The sequence below is a fragment of the Pantoea cypripedii genome (assembly GCF_011395035.1).
GTDB classification, from domain to species: Bacteria; Pseudomonadota; Gammaproteobacteria; order Enterobacterales; family Enterobacteriaceae; genus Pantoea; species Pantoea cypripedii_A.
This window is the reverse complement of record NZ_CP024770.1, coordinates 534,734-557,527: the sequence shown is the minus strand read 5'-3', so window position 1 is coordinate 557,527 and position 22,794 is coordinate 534,734. Positions and strand designations below refer to the sequence as shown.

Annotated in this window: 20 protein-coding genes; 4 read left to right on the top strand and 16 right to left on the bottom strand. The window is 47.7% G+C overall.

Going from position 1 to position 22,794, the window contains the following annotated elements:
• Nucleotides 1-131: 131 nt before the first annotated feature.
• Both CUN67_RS25880 and CUN67_RS25875 read left to right on the top strand, forming a co-directional pair.
• Nucleotides 132-872, top strand: a complete 741-nt coding sequence (locus CUN67_RS25880) for an SDR family oxidoreductase (RefSeq protein ID WP_208718328.1) — start codon at nt 132-134, stop codon at nt 870-872.
• A 539-nt stretch (nt 873-1,411) separates the two neighbouring features.
• Nucleotides 1,412-2,662, top strand: coding sequence for a condensation domain-containing protein (locus tag CUN67_RS25875; RefSeq protein WP_208718327.1), 1,251 nt, complete (start codon nt 1,412-1,414; stop codon nt 2,660-2,662).
• 587 nt (nt 2,663-3,249) lie between these two features.
• On the opposite strand, the gene fliE is transcribed toward CUN67_RS25875, so the two are convergent.
• From fliE to CUN67_RS25850, 5 genes are all read right to left on the bottom strand, one after another.
• Entirely contained in the window at nt 3,250-3,561 is a 312-nt protein-coding gene (gene fliE / locus CUN67_RS25870; RefSeq protein WP_208718326.1) for a flagellar hook-basal body complex protein FliE, read from the bottom strand.
• 64 nt (nt 3,562-3,625) lie between these two features.
• Nucleotides 3,626-4,831: an MFS transporter gene (locus CUN67_RS25865; RefSeq protein ID WP_302882821.1), complete on the bottom strand. Its 1,206-nt coding sequence runs from the start codon at nt 4,829-4,831 to the stop codon at nt 3,626-3,628.
• A 450-nt stretch (nt 4,832-5,281) separates the two neighbouring features.
• The gene (locus CUN67_RS25860) at nt 5,282-6,319 is read right to left on the bottom strand and encodes an alpha/beta hydrolase (RefSeq protein ID WP_208719501.1); all 1,038 of its coding nucleotides are present in this window, start codon (nt 6,317-6,319) and stop codon (nt 5,282-5,284) included.
• Nucleotides 6,320-6,473: 154 nt separating this feature from the next.
• Complete coding sequence (locus CUN67_RS25855) at nt 6,474-7,631, bottom strand: iron-containing alcohol dehydrogenase (RefSeq protein ID WP_208718325.1); 1,158 nt, start codon at nt 7,629-7,631, stop codon at nt 6,474-6,476.
• Between the two features lie 28 nt (nt 7,632-7,659).
• A complete protein-coding gene (locus CUN67_RS25850; RefSeq protein WP_208718324.1) occupies nt 7,660-7,908 on the bottom strand; it encodes a YdgH/BhsA/McbA-like domain containing protein in 249 nt (82 codons plus the stop codon).
• Nucleotides 7,909-8,141: 233 nt separating this feature from the next.
• On the opposite strand from CUN67_RS25850, the gene CUN67_RS25845 reads away from it, so the two are divergent.
• Nucleotides 8,142-9,023: a LysR family transcriptional regulator gene (locus CUN67_RS25845; protein ID WP_208718323.1), complete on the top strand. Its 882-nt coding sequence runs from the start codon at nt 8,142-8,144 to the stop codon at nt 9,021-9,023.
• A gap of 72 nt (nt 9,024-9,095) precedes the next feature.
• Here CUN67_RS25845 and CUN67_RS25840 read toward each other — a convergent pair whose 3' ends face one another.
• The 9 genes from CUN67_RS25840 to CUN67_RS25800 all read right to left on the bottom strand — a co-directional run bounded on the left by CUN67_RS25840 (nt 9,096) and on the right by CUN67_RS25800 (nt 19,776).
• The gene (locus CUN67_RS25840; protein WP_208718322.1) at nt 9,096-9,833 is read right to left on the bottom strand and encodes a putative quinol monooxygenase; all 738 of its coding nucleotides are present in this window, start codon (nt 9,831-9,833) and stop codon (nt 9,096-9,098) included.
• A gap of 99 nt (nt 9,834-9,932) precedes the next feature.
• Nucleotides 9,933-10,295, bottom strand: coding sequence for a cyclophilin-like fold protein (locus CUN67_RS25835; protein ID WP_208718321.1), 363 nt, complete (start codon nt 10,293-10,295; stop codon nt 9,933-9,935).
• Between the two features lie 166 nt (nt 10,296-10,461).
• Nucleotides 10,462-11,652: a MalY/PatB family protein gene (locus tag CUN67_RS25830; RefSeq protein WP_208718320.1), complete on the bottom strand. Its 1,191-nt coding sequence runs from the start codon at nt 11,650-11,652 to the stop codon at nt 10,462-10,464.
• Entirely contained in the window at nt 11,636-12,502 is an 867-nt protein-coding gene (locus CUN67_RS25825) for a DUF3737 family protein (RefSeq protein ID WP_208718319.1), read from the bottom strand. The genes CUN67_RS25830 and CUN67_RS25825 overlap by 17 nt, the downstream gene beginning before the upstream one ends.
• Nucleotides 12,503-12,555: 53 nt before the next feature.
• Nucleotides 12,556-13,542, bottom strand: coding sequence for an aldo/keto reductase (locus tag CUN67_RS25820; RefSeq protein WP_208718318.1), 987 nt, complete (start codon nt 13,540-13,542; stop codon nt 12,556-12,558).
• A gap of 862 nt (nt 13,543-14,404) precedes the next feature.
• Nucleotides 14,405-15,754 carry a c-type cytochrome gene (locus CUN67_RS25815; protein ID WP_208718317.1) on the bottom strand — a complete coding sequence of 450 codons (1,350 nt, stop codon included), beginning with the start codon at nt 15,752-15,754 and terminating at the stop codon, nt 14,405-14,407.
• 28 nt (nt 15,755-15,782) lie between these two features.
• The gene (locus CUN67_RS25810; RefSeq protein ID WP_208718316.1) at nt 15,783-18,041 is read right to left on the bottom strand and encodes a xanthine dehydrogenase family protein molybdopterin-binding subunit; all 2,259 of its coding nucleotides are present in this window, start codon (nt 18,039-18,041) and stop codon (nt 15,783-15,785) included.
• A complete protein-coding gene (locus CUN67_RS25805) occupies nt 18,038-18,496 on the bottom strand; it encodes a (2Fe-2S)-binding protein (RefSeq protein ID WP_208718315.1) in 459 nt (152 codons plus the stop codon). Before CUN67_RS25805 ends, CUN67_RS25810 begins: the two co-directional genes overlap by 4 nt.
• 86 nt (nt 18,497-18,582) lie before the next feature.
• Entirely contained in the window at nt 18,583-19,776 is a 1,194-nt protein-coding gene (locus CUN67_RS25800; RefSeq protein ID WP_254711488.1) for an MFS transporter, read from the bottom strand.
• A gap of 345 nt (nt 19,777-20,121) precedes the next feature.
• Between CUN67_RS25800 and CUN67_RS25795 the strand changes: the two genes are divergently transcribed.
• The gene (locus CUN67_RS25795) at nt 20,122-21,096 is read left to right on the top strand and encodes an XdhC family protein (RefSeq protein ID WP_208718314.1); all 975 of its coding nucleotides are present in this window, start codon (nt 20,122-20,124) and stop codon (nt 21,094-21,096) included.
• A gap of 53 nt (nt 21,097-21,149) precedes the next feature.
• Here CUN67_RS25795 and CUN67_RS25790 read toward each other — a convergent pair whose 3' ends face one another.
• Nucleotides 21,150-22,061, bottom strand: coding sequence for a LysR family transcriptional regulator (locus tag CUN67_RS25790; protein WP_208718313.1), 912 nt, complete (start codon nt 22,059-22,061; stop codon nt 21,150-21,152).
• Between the two features lie 322 nt (nt 22,062-22,383).
• Nucleotides 22,384-22,776: a nuclear transport factor 2 family protein gene (locus tag CUN67_RS25785; protein ID WP_208718312.1), complete on the bottom strand. Its 393-nt coding sequence runs from the start codon at nt 22,774-22,776 to the stop codon at nt 22,384-22,386.
• Nucleotides 22,777-22,794: the final 18 nt, after the last annotated feature.

Here is a 22,794-nt window from a genome sequence, read left to right as displayed (position 1 = left end):
GTAGTGACGGCTCAGTGCCAGGAGCAGACGTTCAATCAGCAATACCTTAGTTGCGCAATAAAATAGATGACGAACAGTGTTTTGTTTACGTAAGGTAAATGCTCATTCCGCAGCCAACAAAAGGACTAAGCATGGGCAGATTTCAGGGGAAACGTATACTGATCACGGGTGGTACAAGTGGCATGGGGCTGGCTGGTGCGCAGCGCATTATCACTGAAGGTGGTGATGTGGCCATTACAGGACTGAGTGAAGAAAGACTGGAACGCGCCCGCACTCTGCTGCCTGAAACATCGCTTATTTTGAAAAGCGATTCTGCAAGCGAAGTTGACATCAATGCGCTAAAAGAAGCTATTAGCGATTGGGGTTCACTTGATGGATTATGGCTTAATGCTGGCTTCGCGGAGGTCAGCTCTCCGGAATCTGTAACGGCTGATTCTTTTAATCGCATGATGAACGCAAATGTGCGTGGCCCGATGCTACAGCTTGCCGCTCTCTCAAAATCACTTAATCCGGGTGCATCCGTTCTGGTCACTTCATCCTCTTCTACGTACGAAGGTGCGGCTATGACAAGCCTGTATGCAGCGACGAAAGGCGCCGTTATCGCTATGGTCAAAAGCTGGGCATCTGCGCTGGCCGAACGTGGTATTCGCGCCAACACGTTGGTGCCAGGTCCAATTGAAACTAATTTCAGGCACTTTATGCCAGAGGACTCGCGTCAGCAGTTTGAAGATTTTGTAGTAAGCCAGGTTCCTTTGGGTCGCGCAGGAACAGCACAAGAGGCCGCTGCAGTTGCACTTTTCCTTCTGTCCGATGACGCATCCTATGTGACCGGCAGCCAATATGCTGTAGACGGTGGGCTGGTACATTACTGAGTGTCTGTAAAGTGCTCCATGTTTCAGCGTGAGGAAGCAACAGAGGTAGTCCTGACAAGCGCCGCCAGGCACTCGTATACCCTCTTCGGGTCTGACGCTGGTGCTACAGTCTGATAGAGATAATGGCGATCTATACGCCATTTAAGAAACTTGCATGTATGAATTCAGATTTCTTATTGACTCAGTAGCTAACATCCTGAACTTTAAAAGATGATTACTAACAGACTTTTAGATTCCCCTTTTATGTTATGTCACTTTATTATGATTATTCTCCCCCTGTTTTATGCTCTCTGACAGGAAAATCATGTGGATGAACCATATTCAAGATCTGATAAGTCTGGCTGATTTACCAGGAAATAATTCTGTACGTTCTTTGATAATTAGTTGTAAAAAATAAGTTGCAAGCACCACCACGATCAATTAATAGTACTTAACAGTCTGTTTAAGATGATAAGGAGGAAGGTAGCGATATTAAATTATTTTTCCAGAATCAACAGTTGCCGTATGTTTTTTCATAAACATTAATTGTGGACAGATAAATGGAAAATACATCTCAAAACGAAACAACTCTTCGCCCACTTGGTGCTCTGGAGAGTTACGCATGGCATATCGATACAACCAGTCCAAAACATTTCACTGTGAGTGCCGAAATAAATGGCGTCACTCGCTTAGATGACTGGTCCTCAGCGCTTAAAAAAGTCCAGTCACGCCACCCATTAATTAATGCCCGTGTTGACGCCGATAGTGATAATCGCCTGTACTTTTTCCATGATCAAACAATCGAAATTCCGCTGCGTATAGCTCGCCTCAATAAAATTTCTTCGATAGAAGAGGAGATTAAGAGAGAATTCTCTGCACCTTTTGGTACAGGTGATATGGCTCTGCTTAAAGCAGCGCTTCTTTACAGTGAGGAACGCTGCGTCATTATCTTCACAGCACATCACACGATTGCTGATGGTCGGTCTCTGGCGCACTTTATCCATGATTTACTTGAGACATTAGCGGGAAAAAACCTGCCTGAACTGGCTTTATTACCTTCTCTCGAAGACTTATGTTCAGTTAATGAAGAGTCAGTTGGTAACATAAAAGTACCACATTTCACAGAGGAACCGGTTCCCTATACTGAAAGAAGTTTAGCGAAACTTCAGATCCTCAGACAACGCTTGTCACCTGAGCTTTCAGTCAGAATTCGCCAGCGTGCGAAACAGGAAAATACAACCGTTCACGGTGCGCTTTCAGCAGCTTTTGCTTTAGCACTATATCAATCATCTTCATGGTGTGACAGGCCAGTGCGCATTTGTACGCCAATCGATGCAAGAAAATATTCGGCATCAGATTATGGTCTCAGTTTTCTGGCTCTGTTCCCAACTTACAGTTATGAAGCCAGCAATACCGATGATTTCTGGAATATTGCCCGGGCAGTCACTGAAGACTTAAATCTTTATCGAGAAAAACATGGCATGGTGGAGTTGATTAATCTTGTTGGACCCACCATGAAAAACAATGGCCTCAATGGAATGATACAGTTTGACAGAGAAATCTGTGCCCCCGATATTCTGATATCGAATCTTGGAGTACTTCCTTTCTCTCAAAACTTTGGCGAACTTACCCTGGAGTCATTATGGGGGCCGAACGTTTTAATTGGCACTCAGGATGAACAAACCATTGGGGTTGCGACAATCAATGGTGCTATTCATCTCATCCACACTTCTTATAACTCGACACCTGACTTTCTGGAAGAGGCCAAAAACATACTCACTTCAGCGACAGATATTATGCATTTAAATTAAAGAGTATTCACCTGAAACAACATCCTGCCGAAATTAATGTTAAGTTAAAATAAACGCTTGCCAATCAATTTGGTCAGATAGTCTATTTTTTATGGACATGGATGTTCCGGGGCAGGATTAATAATCAATATCATAACTGAAATGGCAGCGAGGGAATAAAATTGCAGACCGCGTTATACCTTTAACATACAGGATCGTTCTGTCGATTTTAACTCGTTGCCTTACCAGACCGCCCCGGAAATACGGATTGTTCGTTGACATTTTTATGGCTGGCATTTCCGGCCGCAGCTATGATGACATCTATCACCAGATTATCAACCTTATTTCCAGCAAGCCGCTCCTGCGACCGTTCAACGATAGTACTGTACAACCACATCCCTCTCAGATGTTCAGGTTTCGACTGCATGTTTGGCAAACAAAGCGAAAAAAGACGCGTTACCCCGGAGGGTAACGCGCTGGATGATCGTGAACGAATACAGAAAAAGATTTACGGAACGGCGGCATAACCGATCAATAATTAAGAAGTGTATTATCAGCCTGATAACAGTATATCCCGGATGATAACTCAAGCTCACACGAGTCCGTCTCTACACTTGCATATTCATGATGTCACTGTAAGCTGATACCAGTTTGTTTCTCACCTGAATTCCCATTTGCATCGAAATCCCTGCTTTCTGCATATCAACCATCACATCATTAAGCCCGATGCCAGGTTTACCTAAGTCGAAATCTTTAATCTGGCTAGCCGCGGTGTCCATCCTGGCGCTGATTTTATCCAGTGACGCTTTAAGTGTTGCACCAAAATCCATCTGCTGCGTTGCACTACTCTGCAGACCGCTTGCCTGCGACGATATCAGTTGGAGCTGCTGCAGAACACCATCAATTGCCTGAATCGACATGCTATTACCTCATTAAAGCTGGGTTGATTTTCACGATGAAAAAATTCATCAATATGTTTGCCTTTTAGGCTGAACGAATGTTCGAGTGAGCGCTCCGTGCCGTCATCCACGCCATCAAACCCGCGGTAAGAAGCAAAGCAGCACTGACCCCAAAAGTTGCCTGATAACCACTTGAATCATAAAGAATCCCCCCTATAACTGCTCCCGTTGTAATGGCAAGCTGTACAACTGCAACCAACAAACCACCACCAGCCTCCGCGTCATTTGGCAGCGTCCGGGCAACCCATGTCCACCAGGCGACAGGGGAAGCAGCGCCAAGCAGTCCCCATAAACCTAATAATGAGAATATCGAGATAAAGCTACCACCGCAGAGGATCATAAAGACGGCCACAACACCCATGAAGAGTGGAATTGCCACAAGAGTGCGATTAAAATTGTTTTTCAGGAATCCACCAATTATTACCGTACCTACAAATCCACTAGTTCCCATTATCAATAACATAAACGACAACATTGAAACGTCGGCATGCACTATTTTTTCAAGGTAAGGCCTCAAATATGTAAATAATGCGAACTGTCCCATGAACGATAAGCTGGCGGCTGCCATACCGAGGGTAACAACGGGTCGGGATAATACCTTGAAAATTACACTGACACTGCTGCGTTCTTCAGCCTTCATTGACGGCAGGCTAATTAGTTGCCATAGCAATACGATAATGGCAACCGGCACCACAAAGAAAAAAGCCCCGCGCCAGCCTATAAGGCCGCCGAGAAAGCTTCCTAAAGGCGCAGCAATAACCGTTGCCAGGGCATTCCCCCCCTGAAAAATAGCTAATGCTCGCGGAACGTGGGCATCTTTAACCAACCGCATCGCCGCAGCACCAGACATAGACCAGAAGCCGCCAATAGCGATACCGATTAGTGCACGACCCAGCATAAATATTTCGTAATTCGGTGCCAGAGAAACAATAGTCCCAGATACAATCATTAATACTGTTAATACAGATAACAGAATTTTACGATCAAGCTTTCCTGCGAGGGCCGAAATAAAGAGGCTGGTTAATACTGCAAACGCTCCGGAAACAGAGATCGTCTGCCCGGCCTGCCCTTCAGTAATACCAAGATCCGCAGCTATCGGTGTCAGCAGACTCACCGGCATAAACTCCGATGCGACTAGCGCGAACGCCCCAAGAGACAGCGCAAATACGCCTCCCCAGTTCGACAATGTTTTTCTATTGTTATAGGTGGAAGTCAATATCTTGTCTTGCACAATTTTACCTTTTGGTGCTGTAATTGAACATAATGAGGAAACTGCTACTGCTGTTGAAAGGTGATAAGATAGTTAGTCGTAAAGAGCATATATACGCTCAGGTAAGTGAGCATATATTAAAATATCAATACCTGTTACCACATTATATTTCATAACGTAATGAGGTAAATTCAACAATCGTTTAGTTTTCTGAAAAATTCAAACCCAACAGATGAGATATAGATCAAATAGCAATCAACATTCAACTTAACGATGAAATACCCTTTATTATTTCGCTATATTTTTTTTAAGTGCCCGCAGCGGCTTATACCTCGACCCATTCGCCCGGTGTTTGATAACCAGGAGATAGCCAGGGTCTGGTTAAATACCAGACTCTGGCCCTGAAAAGTCACTTAATATAAACAATCCAACTTTATGGGTGAGGTCCGTTGTCTGCTTGCTCTGCTTTCTTTATTTCAGGTTACTCTGGAAAAAAGCAATCAATTTTGCAAACGGAATTTTGTCAGCATTATCATACATATCAGTATGATTAGCCCCTTTAACGAGATAGAGTTCTTTAGGCTCTGAAGCCAGTTTGTAGGCTTCCTCGCTGAATCCGCGCGACATTGAAATATCGCCAGTAATAAATAACATTGGACGCTTGATATTTTCAATGCCATTAAAGGGATAGAAATTAAGCAACTTCGCATTTTGGCTTAATAATGGCATCGTAGTGTGATTCTTATCTGCCCCTGCGGGAGTATACTCGCCACGTTTAGTGCGATAAAACTCATAGAATTCACGTTGCATCGGATTGCTATCAGCAGTCAGTTTTGTCACTGTCCCGCCTGAGTATACCGGCTTGCCACCTTCAAACTCCACTTCACGCTGAGCCGCTCCTGCCTTGATTGCTGCTTCGTCAAGCAGCATCGTGCGGGATGCCGTGCCCATTTCAACCATGGCTGAGGTAGCTAATGCTTTGATACGTGGATCGATTTTCATTGCACCTATTGAGTAGCCACCACTTGCACAGATACCGAGTACACCAATTTTATTCTTATCGACGTCTGGGCGAGAGCTCAAAAAGTCAACTGCAGAACTGAATGCGTCTTCAAACATCGTAGGCTCTACTGCCTGACGAGGAGTTCCACCGCTTTCCCCCCAGAACGGCATATCAAAAGCCAGGGTAGCAAAACCATGTTCAGCCAGTACTTGTGCATAAAGCATCGATGACTGTTCTTTCACGGCCCCCATCGGATGACCAATGATAATTGCCGGTAATCTTTCACCTGTTTTATGCCCCTTTGGTAACACCAGATTACCTACAATCTCAATGCCATAAGGGTTCCTGAAGCGGACTTTTTTAATTTCCACATTTTGACTGTGATAAAAATTAGCATAGCCTGTCGGGAAAGGTATCGCGCTCTGTGCCATAGCTTTGACTCCGGATATCGTTGAAGTTAATATTAACGCCATAAAAATGGCTTTTGTTTTTTGTTTGATGTTCATGAAGTAAATTACCTCTGACAAGCTTTCTGGATATGCATCGACAAATGACATGGCACCGTTCGGAGTTTAAAGGAAAACGAAAGTGTTGGAGTAACAGCGCTAACCGGGCCTATTATCAGTCGCTATATAGAGAGCCGAAAAATAGCCATGGTGGTTAAAGTGCCAATTCCAGAATCTTTGTGACGTCTTCTGGTGTGATATTGTGGTGTTCACCCAGCGCGATATTACCGTGCTCACGTAACCTGGCTATCACTGGCGGTATCACCTCCTTCCCGAGACCATAATCGGCCAGGCGGGTTTTTACACCCATTAACGCAAAAAATCGCTCCGTGGCTTCAATAGCGGCAGAGGCCATATCAGAGTCGTTTCCACCAGAAAGTCCCCAGACCTTTTCAGCATACTGAGCCAATTTTTGCTGTTTTTCAGATATTTTGTATTTCCAGATTGACGGAACGAGAACCGCCAGTGTCTGTGCGTGATCCAAGCCGTAAAGCGCCGTCAGCTCCATCCCAATGGTATGAGCTGACCAGTCCTCGGGAACCCCAGTACCCAGTAACCCATTAAGCGCCATCGTGGCAGACCACATAATATTGGCGCGGGCATTATAATCCTCCGGCGTGACCAGTACCTTTGGTCCCTCTTCTTTCAGGGTACAGAGGATCCCTTCTGCCATTTTGTCCTGCAACTTTGCATTGACGGGCCAGGTAATATACTGCTCAAGCACATGTACAAACGCATCCACCACGCCATTTGCTGTCTGCCGACGGGGTAGGCTGTAAGTAATTGTAGGATCCAGCACAGAGAAACGAGGGAGCACATGCTCTGAATGAAATGACATTTTGTCTCCCGTGGCAGCCTTCATGATTGATGCCCCGGCATTCATCTCAGAACCGGTTGCGGCCAGGGTCAGGACGCATCCCAACGGTAGGGCCTTTTCAATAATTACCCCCTGAGTCTCAATTATGTCCCAGGCATTCCCCTTATAGCAGGAGGCAGCGGCAATGAATTTAGTACCATCAATCACCGATCCACCACCTACTGCCAACAGATAATCAATGTTTTCGCTTTTGACTACATCAACTGCACGGAGCAGTGTTTCATAATGAGGATTCGGTTCTATTCCCCCGAATTCAAATACCGTCACATTTCTCAGCGTGCTCCTGACCCGGTTCAGTACTCCATTTGCTTTCACGCTTCCGCCACCATAGACAATCATGACGCGCTGGCTCGCCGGAATTTCCGTAGCAATCTGGTCAATCTGATCGCGCCCGAAATGAATACGAACTGGGTTATAAAAACTAAAATTATTCATCAGGAAATTGTTCCTGTTATTGCATTAATTAGTAAATGACGGCAGTACCGTAAAGTTTATTTTTTCCGCCAGCCGAGGTAATACGATAATCTGAGGCACCGGCAGCTGCTGCTTTTCTGGCCAGTGCCTGAGTCAACTCTTCCAGGGTAGAGGCGCCGCTGACGCTGACCACTCCCTTCTCCTGTGATGCCGCAGAAATATCAGAGTTTTTGGCAGCCATTGCCGGCAAAGAGAAGGATGAAAGCAGTGTGAAAAGGACAGTAAGCTTGCTCAACATATTTAATTCCCAGAGTAATATATAAAAAGAGATATTTGTTGAGAATAACTATAATGGCCGGAGTGGGAAACATTAATAGCAGAAAAGTTGATTCCTTTATGAGAGAAAATCAGTAATCGGAAAATTTTCTAATATGTGACAAGGCGGTCAATATTTCATCATGCGGATAAATAGCGTATGTACAGGAATTACCTTAACATACCTGACTCACCGTTATGAAAGGTTAAAACAAAATGGATGATCTCCAGTCATTTCTGAGCGTAGCCAGGCAACTCAGCTTTACCCGTGCCGCCGCAGACATTGGCGTCACGCCTTCTGCTCTGAGCCATACCATCAAGTCGCTGGAAGAGAAACTCGGCTACCGCCTGCTAACGAGGACAACCCGTAGTGTTGCCCTGACTGAAGAGGGTGAAACACTCCTGAATGCCATCGGACCACTTTACGAACAGATCCATTATGAACTGGATAAAATGAGTGCGCTCAGGGGGAAACCCACAGGAACCATTCGCCTCACCTGCTCAGATGATGTTGTCGAGTATCTCATCCGGCCTATTCTCGCTCAGTTTCTGGAAACATATCCAGATATCCAGGTGGAGGTCAGCATTGACTACGGATTTACGGATATTGTTCGTGAACGTATTGATGCCGGCATCCGACTGGGAGAATCGGTGGACAAGGATATGATCGCTGTCAGGATTAGCCGCGACTGGAGGCTGTCTGCTGTCGCCACACCGGCTTATTTTGCACAACATCCTGCGCCTGACACACCTCAGGATCTTATTCGGCATAACTGTATTAACATACGCCACTCGGCGTCCAGCGGAGTTTATGCCTGGGAGTTTGAACAAGGCGATCGTCATTTTACCGTGAAAACGACCGGGCAGTTTACAGCCAATAGCACTATCCATCAGTTGAATGCTGCGCTGGATGGTATTGGTATTGCGTATCTTCCTGATTATCTGGTCGAACCCCATCTCATCAGCGGTAAACTGGTGGAAGTACTGGCTGACTGGAGCCCTACCTTTCAGGGGTTTCATCTGTACTACCCTCACAGACGGCAGGGCTCACCGGCCTTTATGGCTTTTGTTAATACCCTTCGCTATAAGGGGAGCTGAACATTAAGGTCAACCGGCGATGTTGCCATAGTAATATGACCCATAGCCGGTTCTTGTTTAACATTGATCTTATTATCTGCCGATATCTTTCACCGGGCGCCAAAGTTGTGGACTGGCGGGCGTTTCTCGCGAATCAGCCAGGAATGCCTCATAGGATTTCGCTGCATCCTGAAGGTTCCATGCCTCAAGCGCATCAGATGATACCCATCGCTGGAATATTGCCAGGCGTCGCGGTTGTGAAATATCCTGGAAAACGTCATATCGGAGATTCCCGTGCGTGGCTCTGGCCGCTTCAGCGGTTTTAAGTGTGGCATCTATCACACTGGCCAGTGCTGTCGGTTTTATCATAAAAACGGTAAGACTGTTACGGGTTGTCTGCGGCGACGGAATAGCCTGCTCCGGAACCGGAGACAAGTCTCTCATGAACAATGCCGACTGAGTTCCCCCCTTTCTCAGGGCTGAGGGTACTTTTTCAATAAAGGTTTGTACATACGGATAGGCAAGATGAGCATCAAAACCGGCACGGTCTGTCCACCGTTCGACTGAAAGCATATCAGGCGTACCATCTTCAGGTGTGAAAAGCTCAAAGGAAATATTGTTTTTTTCATCCCGACTGTGAATGATGTCATTCATCAACACTGGCAGGAATGTGCCAAACGTTGCATTACTGACCTGCGATGTTCCGAGAACTATCAGTGGACTCACTTTTTCCGGTTGTGACTCACCGGTCTGGGCTGAGGCCGTTGCAGTCATGGCACCTGCTGCCATCAGCCCCAGCACCATCATTTTTAATCCTGTCATTTTTTTCATTAGTATGGCCAGTGTCAGAGAGTATTAACGGCGATACCCGAGGAGAGGATATCGCACCTGGATTGCCTGTAGAACCGACCTGAATCCGGCGGCTCCTCATTATTTGAGCAACGTGACGATGCCTTCGTGCTCTCCTTTCTGGTTCATCACCTCCAGACCGGACTCAATGTGCCCCAGCCTGACCAGACCACGGGAATAACTGAAATCTTTGAGAAAAACAGCGATATTCCCCCAGGGCGCATAATATGAAAAATCGCCAGTGACCGGCGTATAGCCGGGCGGTTCTCCTTCCGTTGTCAGTTTATTCGGCAGATAGCTGATCTTTTCTGTGGTGCCGTAATCTTCAAAACGCAGAGTCAGGGGTAACTGCGCAATAAACGCACGGGCGGCAGGAGTATCATCCAAAGCAACATGTACATTCTGTCCGGCGATCGCGATATTAATTTTTGTCTGTGCTGTCATTTTTTGTGTCCTCATAGGGGCTACGGCTGGCTTTTCCATCGTCTGCGAAAGAGCCAGACCGGAAAAACACACGGATAACGCGGCTATCACGACGGGCAGGAATGCACGGGCCGGGGAAAAATACCTGTTCCACTTCATACTTCACTCCCAAAAATAATGTGCAGCCTTAGCAGGTGAGGATTTTTCCGTTCAGGGCAGAGAAAAATGCAGACATTCTCTGCAGCCCATCTGATAACTGGCTGCGGGGACAGGCAAGATTGACACGAATAAAGTGCCGTCCATTCTCTCCAAACTCATGGCCACTGCTCAGCAGTACACCGGTTTCCCTGTACAGTTGGTTGGTGAGTTCATCAGCGCTGAGTCCGGTCGCAGTACAGTCAATCCACGCCAGGTATGTGGCCTCCAGAGGCAGGATATGTAACCCTGGGAAAATACGTCGCAGGGTCTCTGCCAGAAAAGCGTAATTGTCACGGATATATATTTTTACCTCCTCAAGCCACTGGCTGCTTTCCGGTTCCGTATAGGCGGCAATCAGCCCCTCAATTGCAAAACTGTTGAGATCGCAGACTTCATGAATATTGATATACCGGTTGATGTCCTTTCTTAGCGCCGAATTTGCGCAGAAAATATTGGCCACTTGCAACCCGGCAAGGTTAAAGCCTTTGGATGGTGAAGTGCAGGTAACCGTATTCTGCCTTATTGCCGGAGAGAGACTGGCCAGCGGAATATGAGGTGCCTCACCGTGAACAAGGTCACAGTGAATTTCATCCGAAATGATCAGGACCTGATGCCGGACACAAATACCGGCAATTTTTTCCAGTTCTGATGCTGTCCAGCGACGCCCGACAGGATTATGTGGATGGCATAATAACAGCACTTTGTTTGAGGGATGTGCAGCCAACCTTTCCAGACCATCAAAATCGACAGAATAAATACCGTCCCTGTAGACCAGCGGATTCTCCACTACCTGACAGCCACTGTTTCTTATACAGGTAAAGAAATGATGGTAAACAGGCGATTGTATAATCACACCATCCCCCGGCAAGGTAGCCGCTTTCAGGGTTGCCGTGATGGCAGCCAGCACACCGGTGGTGTAAATAATCCAGTCCTTCTCTATCCTGAACTGATAGCGTTGTCTGAACCAGGTCTGAATGGCGGCAAAGTACGCATCAGGTACAGTGTTGTAGCCAAAAATGCCGCCCTGTGCCTTCTGAACCAGTGCCTTCTGAATAGGAGTAGCAACCCGGAAATCCATATCAGCAACGTGGAACGGAAGCATATCCTGTTTTCCTGCCACATCCCATTTCCAGGCATTCGTTCCTTTTCGATTTACCGGTGTATCAAACAGGGGATGCATACATCACCCCGGCCGTTTCGATGATTTCACAGTCTCCTGGTTCCGGACAGAAATCATCAATAATGATATGTTCAACTTTCTGTACCCTGATAATACCGCCTGCCGGATTTTTAATACTGATAACATCGCTGCAGATATCCGCATTCAGCGTACTGTATTCAAAACACAAATCGGCATCCTTCATGGTACAGTTTTCCATCACCAGACCGGAGGCATAGCACAGGGGTTGCGTACCCGTGATGACACAGTTGATTAACCGGAGGTTGCGGGAATGCCAGCCGAGATATTCACCGGTGATGACGCTGTCAATTACGGTCACATTTTCGGAATTCCAGAAAGCATCTTTTGAGTCAATCCGGGCATGCCGTATCACCACATCCCGGGCATCCTGAAAAGAATAGTTTCCCTGCAACCGGAACCCATCTATGCGAATGTTACGGCCGTTCATGAAAATATAATCACCCCGACTCACTTCAACACGACGGAGCGTTACATCACTGCAGTTCCAGAGAAATTCTGCGGCATCCGGAAAGACAGTATCTTCAAGGGTCAGTCCGGTTACTTCCCGGAACATTTTAGGGGCATCGACCTGACAACGTTTCATGCTGACATTACCGGAATACCAGATAGCTGCACGGGCATCAGAGGTAAATTCACAATCCTCAATGACGAGGTTCGTATTGTGCCAGAAAGGATATTTCCCCCTGAACTGGCAGTGACTGGCTACAATATTCCAGGCCTGCTTAACTGGAGATTCTCCCGGCAAAAACGTCAAACGGAATAAACGAGTATCCTGTAGTCCGAATAAAGCACGTTCACCTTCAAATGTCTGATCAGTAATTGTATTCATGTTACATGATTCCTCAGCCGGTCCAATGAACCGGCTGATTAAAAAAGGGGGGATTACCAGGCGTAAGCCACTGGCGCTTCGCCGCCCGGGCCAGGCCAGATTTCGTCGAGTTTATTCAGCGTTTCTTCTGTTAGTTTGACTGACAGGGCGTTAAGGTTCTGTTGCAACTGTTCGACGGTGCGCGGTCCGCTTATCGTTGCGGTTACCACCGGGTTGTGCAGCAGCCAGGCCAACGCTACGTCGGCCGGAGATTCACCCAGTTCGTCGCATAATGACTCATACGCTTCCAGTCGCGGACGTAGCCGATTGATCTGTTGTTGTAAGGCAGGTGTGGCCCTGCGACCGTCAGCGATCTTACGCAGTACTCCGCCCAGTAACCCCATTCCGATCGGACTCCAGGGAATAAGCCCAACGCCAAAATGACGTAGCGCCGGGATCACTTCCAGTTCGATAGTACGTTGTGTCAGGTTGTACAGGCTCTGCTCTGACGCCAGACCCAGCAGATTGCGCGCAGTGGCGGTGCATTGCGCAGTGGCGATATCCCAGCCAGCAAAATTGCTACTGCCGACGTAGGTTATCTTGCCCTCACGGATCAGTTGCTCCATCGCCTGCCAGATCTCTTCCCACGGTGTCGAACGATCGATGTGATGCATCTGGTAGAGGTCAATGTGGTCGGTGTTTAGTCGTTTCAGGCTCGCTTCGCAGGCGCGCTTGATATGATAGGCGGACAGGTATTTATCGTTGGGACCAGTGCCCATAGGCTGGTACGCTTTGGTAGCCAGTACGATGCTGTCGCGTTTTCCACCTTTGGCCAGCCAGCGACCGATAATTTCTTCCGATGTACCATAGCCTTTTTCCATATCCGGCGACTGCGGACCGCCATAGACGTCGGCGGTGTCGAAGAAATTGATGCCAGCATCGAAGGCTTCATCCATGATGCGGAAGCTGGTTGTCTCATCAGTGAGTTCACCGAAATTCATGGTCCCCAGAGCAATGCGGCTGACCCGCAGGCCGGTACGGCCCAAAAATGTATATTGCATGCTATCCTCCAATATATTTGAAATCATCAATGTGGTTGTTCCGTTGCCGGAGCGGAGAGAGATTTCGTTTTCGCTTTTAGTCATGTTTAGATGAACCACCGGGGCAAACACGGCTGACAGAAGCCAAACTGCGGAACCAGGCGGGAACGGATTGCGCCATCCGGCATTCTCATTTGCTCCTACTGTTAATCATTCTGCAGGTGACAAGAAATAATGCTGGCTGAGATACAACTGCTTACCAGGAATGACTGGAAGTGTAGTAAGTGGTGGTTGAAAGATTAATAGCGGTAAACTTGATGCCATTTTGAGTGAGATTCACTAATGCGGATTAAACCCATGCCCGCCGAAATATCCACCTTATAGTTTGAGACCAGGAGTGGGCTATGAACTGAGGAGTAAACTGATCGTCAGATCAATTCTTCACCGAAATTTCAGTGTGTCTTGGTATATCAGCACAAAACTGTTAGGTTAGTTCTTATTTCATATTTATAGATTGAAAAAAACCGGCTCAACAATCAGTATCTCTTCCATAAACTTAGCTCTTACTTCAGAAGAAGGTGAAAAATAAAGTTATTCGAAAATAACAATAAATCAAGAAATCAATAGACTAAAAAAATGATTAAATCACTGCTTATTTCCCTAATGAAAATTAAGTTAATCAACGATGCATCCATGTAATTAATGGATTGAACATATTATCCCAGAGGGAATTATAAATGAGAATGCTGAAACCCATCTTATTTATATCAAAGAGTAAATAAATTATAGGCTATATGAATTCGGTCTTATAAAGACTACGACAAGGTACTTTCACCTGAGTTTTGATAAACAGCCCATCTGAAAAGATGGGCTGTTTATCGTACTATCTCATTTGCAGAATAATGACGTTACTACTTGCAGGATCGGTGCGTTCCCGTAGTTCAGTCACCGTTTCCTGTTTGACCGGCGTACCGGTATTACCCCAGGATGAGCGAATAAAACTGAGCACATCAGCAATTTCCTTATCAGACAGCTGTTTACGGAATGGCGGCATACGATAGGCGTCTGGCATCCCATCAGCTACAACCCTGGCGGAACCATTGAGGGTCACATTTATTGACGACGAATCATCCACAAGCATAGAGGTCGCTCCTGCCAGCGGCGGTATCCACGGGGCCTGCCCCCGGCCATCAGCACCATGACAGCTACTACAACGCGCCATAAATGTTTGGGCACCAGGCGTTTTTAATCTTTCTGACAGGGTCAACTTGCTCATGGTTGAACCATCATATTGCCATGCCTGTGATTGGTTATTGCTGCCAGCCGGTAGTGATTTCAGGTAATGCGCAATCGCTTTCAGATCATCATCGCTCATATATTGCGTTGAGTTATTGAAAACATCCGCCATTGATCCGAAAACAACACCATGTTGATTACGCCCGGCTTTCAGGAAGGTAAAGACATCCTCTTCACTCCAGCGTGACATGCCCGTGTTAACGTCACCTCGCAGACTCGGTGCATACCAGCCATCCAGAGATGCCCCCGCCAGGAAATGTTCACTGGAATCATCCAGGCCTTTTTCGTTGAAAGCCAGTGTGCGGGGGGTATGGCAACTGCCACAATGTCCCGGACCTTCGACCAGATATGCGCCACGATTCCATTGCTCATCCTGGCCCACTTTTGGCTGCCATGAGTCAGTTGGGGTAAACGCGGTATTCCAGAATGCCAGCGGCCAGCGCATATTCAATGGCCAGGGTATTTCACTGGGTTTATTTTCCTGACTCACCGGTTTTACATCATGTTTGAACCAGGCATAAAGTGCGCGAATATCCTCATCACTGAGTTTCACGTATGAAGGATATGGCATAGCGGGATATAACCGATGCCCGTCCTTCGCTACCCCTTTCCGCACAGCACGATCGAAATCTGCGAGGCTGTAGGTACCGATACCTGTCGCATTGTCCGGGGTAATGTTGGTGGTGTAGATATTCCCTACCGGAGTAGCCATTTTCAGCCCACCCGCGAAAGGCGCGCCTTCCGGTATACTGTGACAGGCCACACAGTCACTCAGGCGGGCAACATATTCACCCTGTTTAAGCAGCTCAGCCGTTGATGTATCAACCTGATCACTGGAAGCAAAAGGCGAAGAAGGTGTCCGCAACGCCCAGGCTGCAACGGCAATGATAACGATCAGTAAAATGATCAGTGCAATACCAATCCTGCGTTTTGTCATATTGTCATTCCTCCGTGTCTGAACAGGATCAGGTAAAGTCGTAACGGGATAACGGCATGCTACGCACGCGTTTGCCGGTGAGCCTGAACACGGCGTTGGCGACTGCCGGAGGAACAGCCGGAAGCGGCGGTTCACCAATACCGCCCATCTTTTCCCCACTTTCAACAATTTTTACATGGACTTTTGCCATCGCCGAGGGGGGTAAAATGGGGTACAGGTCATAGTTACGAGCCACCGGTTTACCCTGCTCAAAGACACTTTCTTCCAGCAGAACCTGGGATAATCCCAGCGCCACAGCACTGTTCACCTGCGCCTCAATAATTGCCGGATTGACGATACTTCCAGGATCAATCGCTTCCCATACGTCATGAACCCTGACCTTGCCATTGACGATAGATACCTCGGCAACTGCTGCCGCTTCAGTTCCAAAAGGAGAGGCCATCGCAATGCCACGCGCTCGCAGGGACCCGTCAGGCGCTGTGAAAGGTCCGGGTTTCCACCCTCCCGAGAGATCCACCACCGCATGTAGCAGGTTTGTCAGCCTTTTATTGCCCTGCAATAAATGCAAACGTAATTCGAAGGGATCCTTGCCGCCAGCCTGTGCGATTTCATCAAGGAAACTTTCATAGAGGAAATCATTCATGGAATTACCGACTGAACGCCAGTAGCCAAGCAATACCGGTCCCTTTTTATAGATTTGCGCAATACGACGGTTTGGGATCGCATAGGCCTTGTTGGTGAGACCTTCTACGGCTGTCTCGTCCAGTTTTTCTCCACGTTTCCCCGCGATCCCTTCTGTGGGTCCTTCGGTAATGCTGACAACGTCAAGTGCGACCGGATAACCTGCTGCGTCCAGCCCGGCATGAAAACGCACGGCGGCCATCGGGCGGCGCGTGTCACGTAAAAATTCCTCCTCACGACTCCAGATAACCTTAACAGGCCGCCCTACCGCCTTAGCTAACTGTATCGCCTGGGGATATACCATGGCCGTGTCATAAACAAAGTGTCTGCCAAAAAAACCGCCCAGCAATGGAGAATGAATGAAGATCTTTTCCGGAGGGAGGCCGGTGCGTTTTGCTGCATCAGCCTGAAACATCTCAGGTGCCTGATTTGGCATCCATAGCTCAAGGGAACCATCGCCATTAAAACGAGCGAGTGTAGACGGCGGCTCCAGCTGGGCATGATTCAGGTACTGCGAGTGGTAAGTCGCTTCGATTTTGGTGTGCGCTTTGGCCAGTGCATCGCTCACATCGCCCTTAGCCTCAGCCTCATCCCCGCGACCAGGCTCATTAGCCAGTTGTTCGGCAAATTTATCTGAAGAGAAATCTGCTGGCATATAACGGTCACGTTCATTCTCTGCGGGTTCAATCCAGGCTACCTGCAACGCCTCTGCAGCACGTTTTGCGTGCCACCAGCGTTCAGCAACTACGGCAACCGCACCAGGTAAACGGTGAACCGAATGAACGCCCTTCATCACTGCTACCTGAGCCTCATTGCGGATATCACCCGGCATTAAACCTATACGCGGTGCATGTTGCACGGCTGCATGTAACATACCATCAACTTTACAATCGATACTGTAGATAGCCCGCCCTGTGGCTTTGCTATGCATATCCAGGCGAGGCACCGGTTTGCCAATCCAGCGAAATTGACTGGGGTCCTTAAGTTTAACCGTGGCAGGGTCGGGCACCGCCATATTCATTGCCCGGCCCGCAAGCTGACCATAGGACAGAGTTCGGCCCGAAGCCGTATCAATAACTTTGCCAGGTTCAGTGATCAACGATGCCACAGGGACATTCAATTCATCTGCGGCTGCCTGGAGCAGCATCTGACGGGCCAGCGCTCCCAGTCGGCGCATGGTGTTGTAACTCATTCGCACGGACATACTGCCGCCGGTAATGCGGATACCAATGTCCATAACCTTGTAGTCAGCACCAGCCGGGGCATTCTCCACGATGAAGGTTGATGGATCGGCGTCCAGCTCCTCACCGACAATTTGCGCCATACCGGTAAAAATGCCCTGCCCACCTTCAACAAATGGGCAGAGAAAACGGATGCTGTTATCCGGACGAATTTCAAGAAAAGCAGGCACGCGTGTTCCTGGGGGAGTCGGCGCAGCTGTTCCCTGCGCCCGTGCCTCGCCAACGGGTAAACCGAAGCCAAGGACAAAAGCACCCGCAACTGTCCCGGCCGAGGCCAGCAAAAAGCGACGACGTGAGAGATTGGCAGCCTGCCCCTCTTTCATCTGGCTCAGTTTCAGGGAGAGAAACTCAGGGAGTCGTTTCATACATCGCCTCCCTCACCTGCAATCTCATGAATCGCCGCGCTTATCGCGTTATAGGTGCCACAGCGGCAGAGGTTAACCATTGCAGCGGCAATTTCAGCGTCTGTTGGGTGGGCAACCTGCTTCAACAGTGCCGTTGCCGCGATAACCTGCCCAGACTGGCAATAACCGCACTGTGGAACCTGATGTTTGACCCAGGCAGCAACCACCCGTTTACCGACATCATCAGCTTCAATGGCTTCAATCGTCGTGATGCGCTTACCTGCGAGCTTATCAATCGGAGTGACACAGGAACGAACTAACTGCCCGTCCACCATCACGGGACAGGCACCACATTGCGAAAGTCCGCAACCATATTTGGTTCCGGTCATACCGAGGTCATCTCTGATTACCCATAGCAAGGGGGTATCAGCCTCAGCATCGACCTGAACGGTCTGATTATTGATGAGAAGTTCCATATTGCTCCAGTAAAAGTCAGGTTGTTATTTTTAAAATCTTCGCTGCATCAGAAGACATTCCTGCTGCTCAGGGTCAGGACCGATAGTTACAAAGCAGAAGCGTGAGAAACCCGGCTTCCACGGCCAATCACCAGTGAGGAAATCACCAGCAGAATGATGCCGCCGGTAAAGGAAGCAACGACAGAAATACGATCCAGAAGTACACCACCAAAAGCCCCGCCGAGCATGATCGATAGCTGAATACAGGCAACCATTAATCCGCCACCGCTTTCCGGCTCATCACTCATGACTTTAGCCAGCCAGGTTGACCAGCAAACCGGCACTGCCGCATTTACCGCTCCCCACAGCACCATCATGCAGGCGACTCCTGCAATGGACGTGTCCATCACCAGCATGCCAAGTGTCGCAGCAGCCATGACGACAGGCAGCCAGCGCAACATGCCATAGAGATGTTCTTTCTCCAGTAAGCGGCCCGCCCCCCAGGTGCCGATAAATCCTGCGGCACCTAATCCCAGCAACAGCAATGAAAGCTGCTCAGGACCAGCACCGGTTTTGGTTTCCAGAAAAGGGCGAAGATAAGTAAAAGTGGTAAATGCACCTGCAAAACTGAACATCACCGCCAGCATGCCAAAGCCCACATTACGTCGCTTAAGCAAACCAAATACACGTGACACCGGAATCGCTTTTTTGGGCGGCATGGCTGGCAGGCTGAATAACTGCCAGATCAGATTCAGGATCACTAAAGGAACTAAACCCCAGAACACCTCACGCCAGCCGAGCACACCGCCCAGCCAGGCACCGATGGGGGCCGCAAACGCAGTAGCCAGCGAATTTCCCATATAAATCATCCCCAATGCTCGCGGAACAAGATTTTCCGGTACCAGCTGCAACACCGTGGCGGTAGAAAGTGACCAGAATCCACCAATTGCCATTCCCAGAAATGCACGGGCAATCATAAGCAGGGTGAAATTGGGTGCCAGTGCAATCAATACTAATGAGCTTAGCATTAATAAGGTCATTGCCAGCAGAATGTGGCGACGGTCAAATCGCCCCGAGAATGGCGCGATCAGCAGGCTGGTCAGGACCGCAAAAAATCCTGACACGGAAATGGCCTGTCCTGCCATACCCTGGGTGGCATGAAGGTCATTCGCGATTGGGGTCAGTAAACTGACTGGCATAAATTCCGAAGCAATCAGCATGGCAACACAAAGCGTCATTGAACCGACAGCGTTCCACATTTGACTTCGGGTGTGGGCAGAAATTGACGTTGGAATCGTCATAAATTCCTCTTAAAAAAGGTTTTCACCTACGTCGTGATAGACATGAGTAGTTTCAGGAGAATTAGCAAAAGTTTGCAGGGATGTAGAGACTTTCTCGAATTCATATTTTCATATGTAACAATGACTATAACTATTAATCAGGTGGCTTAGAAGTCAGAATGGCTAATATTGGCTATTAGCTATTTTAATTAATGTGTTTACGCAGGAAATGCCATCATAGATGAGCAATTAGTGATGCAACTGATTTAAAGAGAATGATTCACATTAGTATTTAAAATGTCATCGCAAACGATATTTCAGGATATAAATCATAGTTTTGCTAACCCTCTTCCCAGGAAAAACTTTGTGCAAAATCTCGATATTCAGGTATTAAATGAAGCATTGAACTGGGCAGAAAACCAAGAGATCTGGCTCTGTACTGTATTGAGCACTTTTGGTTCCTCACCTCGCCCACCTGGAACCATGATGGTCATCCGACATGATGGAAAATTGTGCGGATCATTATCAGGGGGGTGTGTGGAAGAGGATTTTCTGGCGCGAATGCTACGTTCAGAATTCAGTCTTGCTTCACAAGTCATTCGTTATGGTGATGGGGGCTTAACACCTGACCGCGCACTTCCATGTGGTGGTGTATTAGATATTCTCGTTGAGAGGCTTCCCAAAGGTGAAATAAGCATTGCTTACCTTATGCACATGAAAGAAGCAATCAGCGGCGCTTTGACGCTAAAAAAGATTATTCAGTTACCCGGTTCCTGCACCTACCTTCAACCTTGCGAGTATTCCAGTAGCACCATTGCGCATTATGATGATCGCCAGGTACATCTGACATTGGCAGCTGCCCCCAGGTTGATTATTGCCGGGTTGTCGGTGGTCGCCATTTTTTGTGCCAACTATGCCGTTTCGCTGGGATTTGAGACGCTGGTCTGTGAAAACCGACCGGACGCATTAGCGAATTTTTCCACAAGCCTGGTGAGTGAGGTCAAAATCATTGAGCAATTTCCAGCCAGTTATCTTGAGAAATATAGCTGTCATGCTAATACAGCGATTGTTTCTTTGACACACGATCCGCGGATGGATGATTTAACCATGATGGAAGCAGTCCACACACCTGCATTCTACATTGGAGCGATGGGGTCGATAAAAAATAGCCTGCGTCGTCGCGAACGTTTGCGCGGTATTGCAGAATTAACTGATGTTGATTTGCAGCGAATTCATGCACCGATAGGTTTACAAATAGCCAGTAAAACCCCTGCTGAGATAGCATTATCAGTCATGGCGGATATTGTTCGACATAAGAATGGGAAATCGGGTGACAAATAGCCACCCATTCCATTGGTAAAGAATACGTTATACAAATATGGAGAGTAATCCGCTTACTTTAAATTTATCGAGGGCGCACTGTACCGCAGAGCATCTACTACCATTGAGAAAGCGGTAGAAGGCTGACGACGGCTGGGATAATAAAGATAATAACCCGAAAATGATGGACACCAGTCTTCAAGTACGCGCGTCAGTTTTCCTTCTTCCAGATAAGGCGAAAACTCTTCTTCAGGTAGCCAGGCAATACCATGGCCCGCGAGCGCGGCATCCACTACATGCACCGATGTATTAAAAATAACCTGACCATCAACACGTACATTGACCTGCTTATCGTCATGTTCAAATTCCCAGATATAAAGTCCACCAGCACTCACCATGCGCAGATTTATACATCTATGATGAGTCAGCTCTCGGGGATTTTGAGGAAGAGGGTTGTCTGCAAAATATTTGGGTGACGCAACCACAGCCATACGTAGAGCAGGACCAATTGGCACTGCGACCATATCTTTGTCAATGGTGTCCCCGAGTCTTACCCCAGCATCAAATCGATCGGCCACGATATCGGTAAAACCATAATTGACATTGAATTCAATATTAATATCGGGGTATTGGTGCATAAGTGGGGAGAGTTTTGGCAATAGCGTCGTGCGCAGAACGTGATCACCACAGGTAATGCGCACCGTACCGGCAGGTTTTTCGCGCAGCTCTGTCAGGTTCTCCAGTTCCATCTCTATCTCATCAATATGTGGCCCGATTGACTGCAGTAGTTTTTCACCAGCAGCCGTTGGTGCGACACTCCTCGTGGTTCGGGTCAGAAGACGAATCTTTAATCTGGCCTCTAACGCCGTTACAGACTGGCTTAAAGCAGACTGAGTCACGCCCAGCATTGCTGCAGCTCGGGTAAAACTGCCCTCACGCGCAACGGCGATAAAAGAAACCAGGTCGTTCAGGTTGCGCTTTATCATATCTTTTCCTCGGGAAAAACTTTAAACCCTGCTTATAGCTTCATTTAAAATGACTTAATTCACTGACTTCAAGCGAATGGTTAAGGGATCGCGGAAGATTTTACCTTACAGGAAGCTGATGTAATTAATCAATTGAGCTACTTCAATGAATGTTTTTCCAGCTGAAATTATTACCAGAAAGGTTAAAGAAGAATATGTTTATTATCCAGGAGGGGGGGATAAAAACAAGGCAGTGAAGATAATACAAACCTGGACCGATGCAATTGCTAAAGTATCGGTAAAACCAGAGGAACTCTTCTCAAGTCCATCTGGTCAAGTGCTGTCAGTTAGTCAACAGTTGTTGAGCAGGATAACTATCCGCACATTGTTTCAGAGCGATGAGTTTTCCATCCCGTACAGTCCAAAGGTGGGAAAAGCGCACATCTGCTTTTCTTCCATCTTTACCAACACCGTGATATTCGCCTAAGACAAATACATGATTGTCCTCATCGCCATAGTATTCCCGTGGTTCTGTGCTCCAGGATGCAAACAATGGCATGAATTGTCCAAAAAAATCCTTCATCGTACTGTCGTGCCCATAATAGATACCGCCTTTCGGGAATCCGGGTGCGATATCCCAGACGATGTCCGATGAGAACAGCTCTTTAATGATTTCCGGGGCAGCACCGGACTCGTAGAGACGACGCACAAGGGAAATATTTTCAGCCTTAGACATCTTTACTCCTTAATTTCT

What these genes read in the sequence shown, in the direction of transcription:
- CUN67_RS25835 (WP_208718321.1), bottom strand. Translation starts at nt 10,295, where the DNA reads ATGACAGCACAGACAAAAATTAATATCGCGATCGCCGGACAGAATGTA.
- CUN67_RS25840 (WP_208718322.1), bottom strand. Translation starts at nt 9,833, where the DNA reads ATGAAAAAAATGACAGGATTAAAAATGATGGTGCTGGGGCTGATGGCA.
- CUN67_RS25820 (WP_208718318.1), bottom strand. Translation starts at nt 13,542, where the DNA reads ATGCAATATACATTTTTGGGCCGTACCGGCCTGCGGGTCAGCCGCATT.
- CUN67_RS25845 (WP_208718323.1), top strand. Translation starts at nt 8,142, where the DNA reads ATGGATGATCTCCAGTCATTTCTGAGCGTAGCCAGGCAACTCAGCTTT.
- fliE (WP_208718326.1), bottom strand. Translation starts at nt 3,561, where the DNA reads ATGTCGATTCAGGCAATTGATGGTGTTCTGCAGCAGCTCCAACTGATA.
- CUN67_RS25880 (WP_208718328.1), top strand. Translation starts at nt 132, where the DNA reads ATGGGCAGATTTCAGGGGAAACGTATACTGATCACGGGTGGTACAAGT.
- CUN67_RS25810 (WP_208718316.1), bottom strand. Translation starts at nt 18,041, where the DNA reads ATGAAACGACTCCCTGAGTTTCTCTCCCTGAAACTGAGCCAGATGAAA.
- CUN67_RS25875 (WP_208718327.1), top strand. Translation starts at nt 1,412, where the DNA reads ATGGAAAATACATCTCAAAACGAAACAACTCTTCGCCCACTTGGTGCT.
- CUN67_RS25805 (WP_208718315.1), bottom strand. Translation starts at nt 18,496, where the DNA reads ATGGAACTTCTCATCAATAATCAGACCGTTCAGGTCGATGCTGAGGCT.
- CUN67_RS25790 (WP_208718313.1), bottom strand. Translation starts at nt 22,061, where the DNA reads ATGATAAAGCGCAACCTGAACGACCTGGTTTCTTTTATCGCCGTTGCG.
- CUN67_RS25850 (WP_208718324.1), bottom strand. Translation starts at nt 7,908, where the DNA reads ATGTTGAGCAAGCTTACTGTCCTTTTCACACTGCTTTCATCCTTCTCT.
- CUN67_RS25815 (WP_208718317.1), bottom strand. Translation starts at nt 15,754, where the DNA reads ATGACAAAACGCAGGATTGGTATTGCACTGATCATTTTACTGATCGTT.
- CUN67_RS25825 (WP_208718319.1), bottom strand. Translation starts at nt 12,502, where the DNA reads ATGAATACAATTACTGATCAGACATTTGAAGGTGAACGTGCTTTATTC.
- CUN67_RS25860 (WP_208719501.1), bottom strand. Translation starts at nt 6,319, where the DNA reads ATGAACATCAAACAAAAAACAAAAGCCATTTTTATGGCGTTAATATTA.
- CUN67_RS25830 (WP_208718320.1), bottom strand. Translation starts at nt 11,652, where the DNA reads ATGCATCCCCTGTTTGATACACCGGTAAATCGAAAAGGAACGAATGCC.
- CUN67_RS25785 (WP_208718312.1), bottom strand. Translation starts at nt 22,776, where the DNA reads ATGTCTAAGGCTGAAAATATTTCCCTTGTGCGTCGTCTCTACGAGTCC.
- CUN67_RS25855 (WP_208718325.1), bottom strand. Translation starts at nt 7,631, where the DNA reads ATGAATAATTTTAGTTTTTATAACCCAGTTCGTATTCATTTCGGGCGC.
- CUN67_RS25800 (WP_254711488.1), bottom strand. Translation starts at nt 19,776, where the DNA reads ATGACGATTCCAACGTCAATTTCTGCCCACACCCGAAGTCAAATGTGG.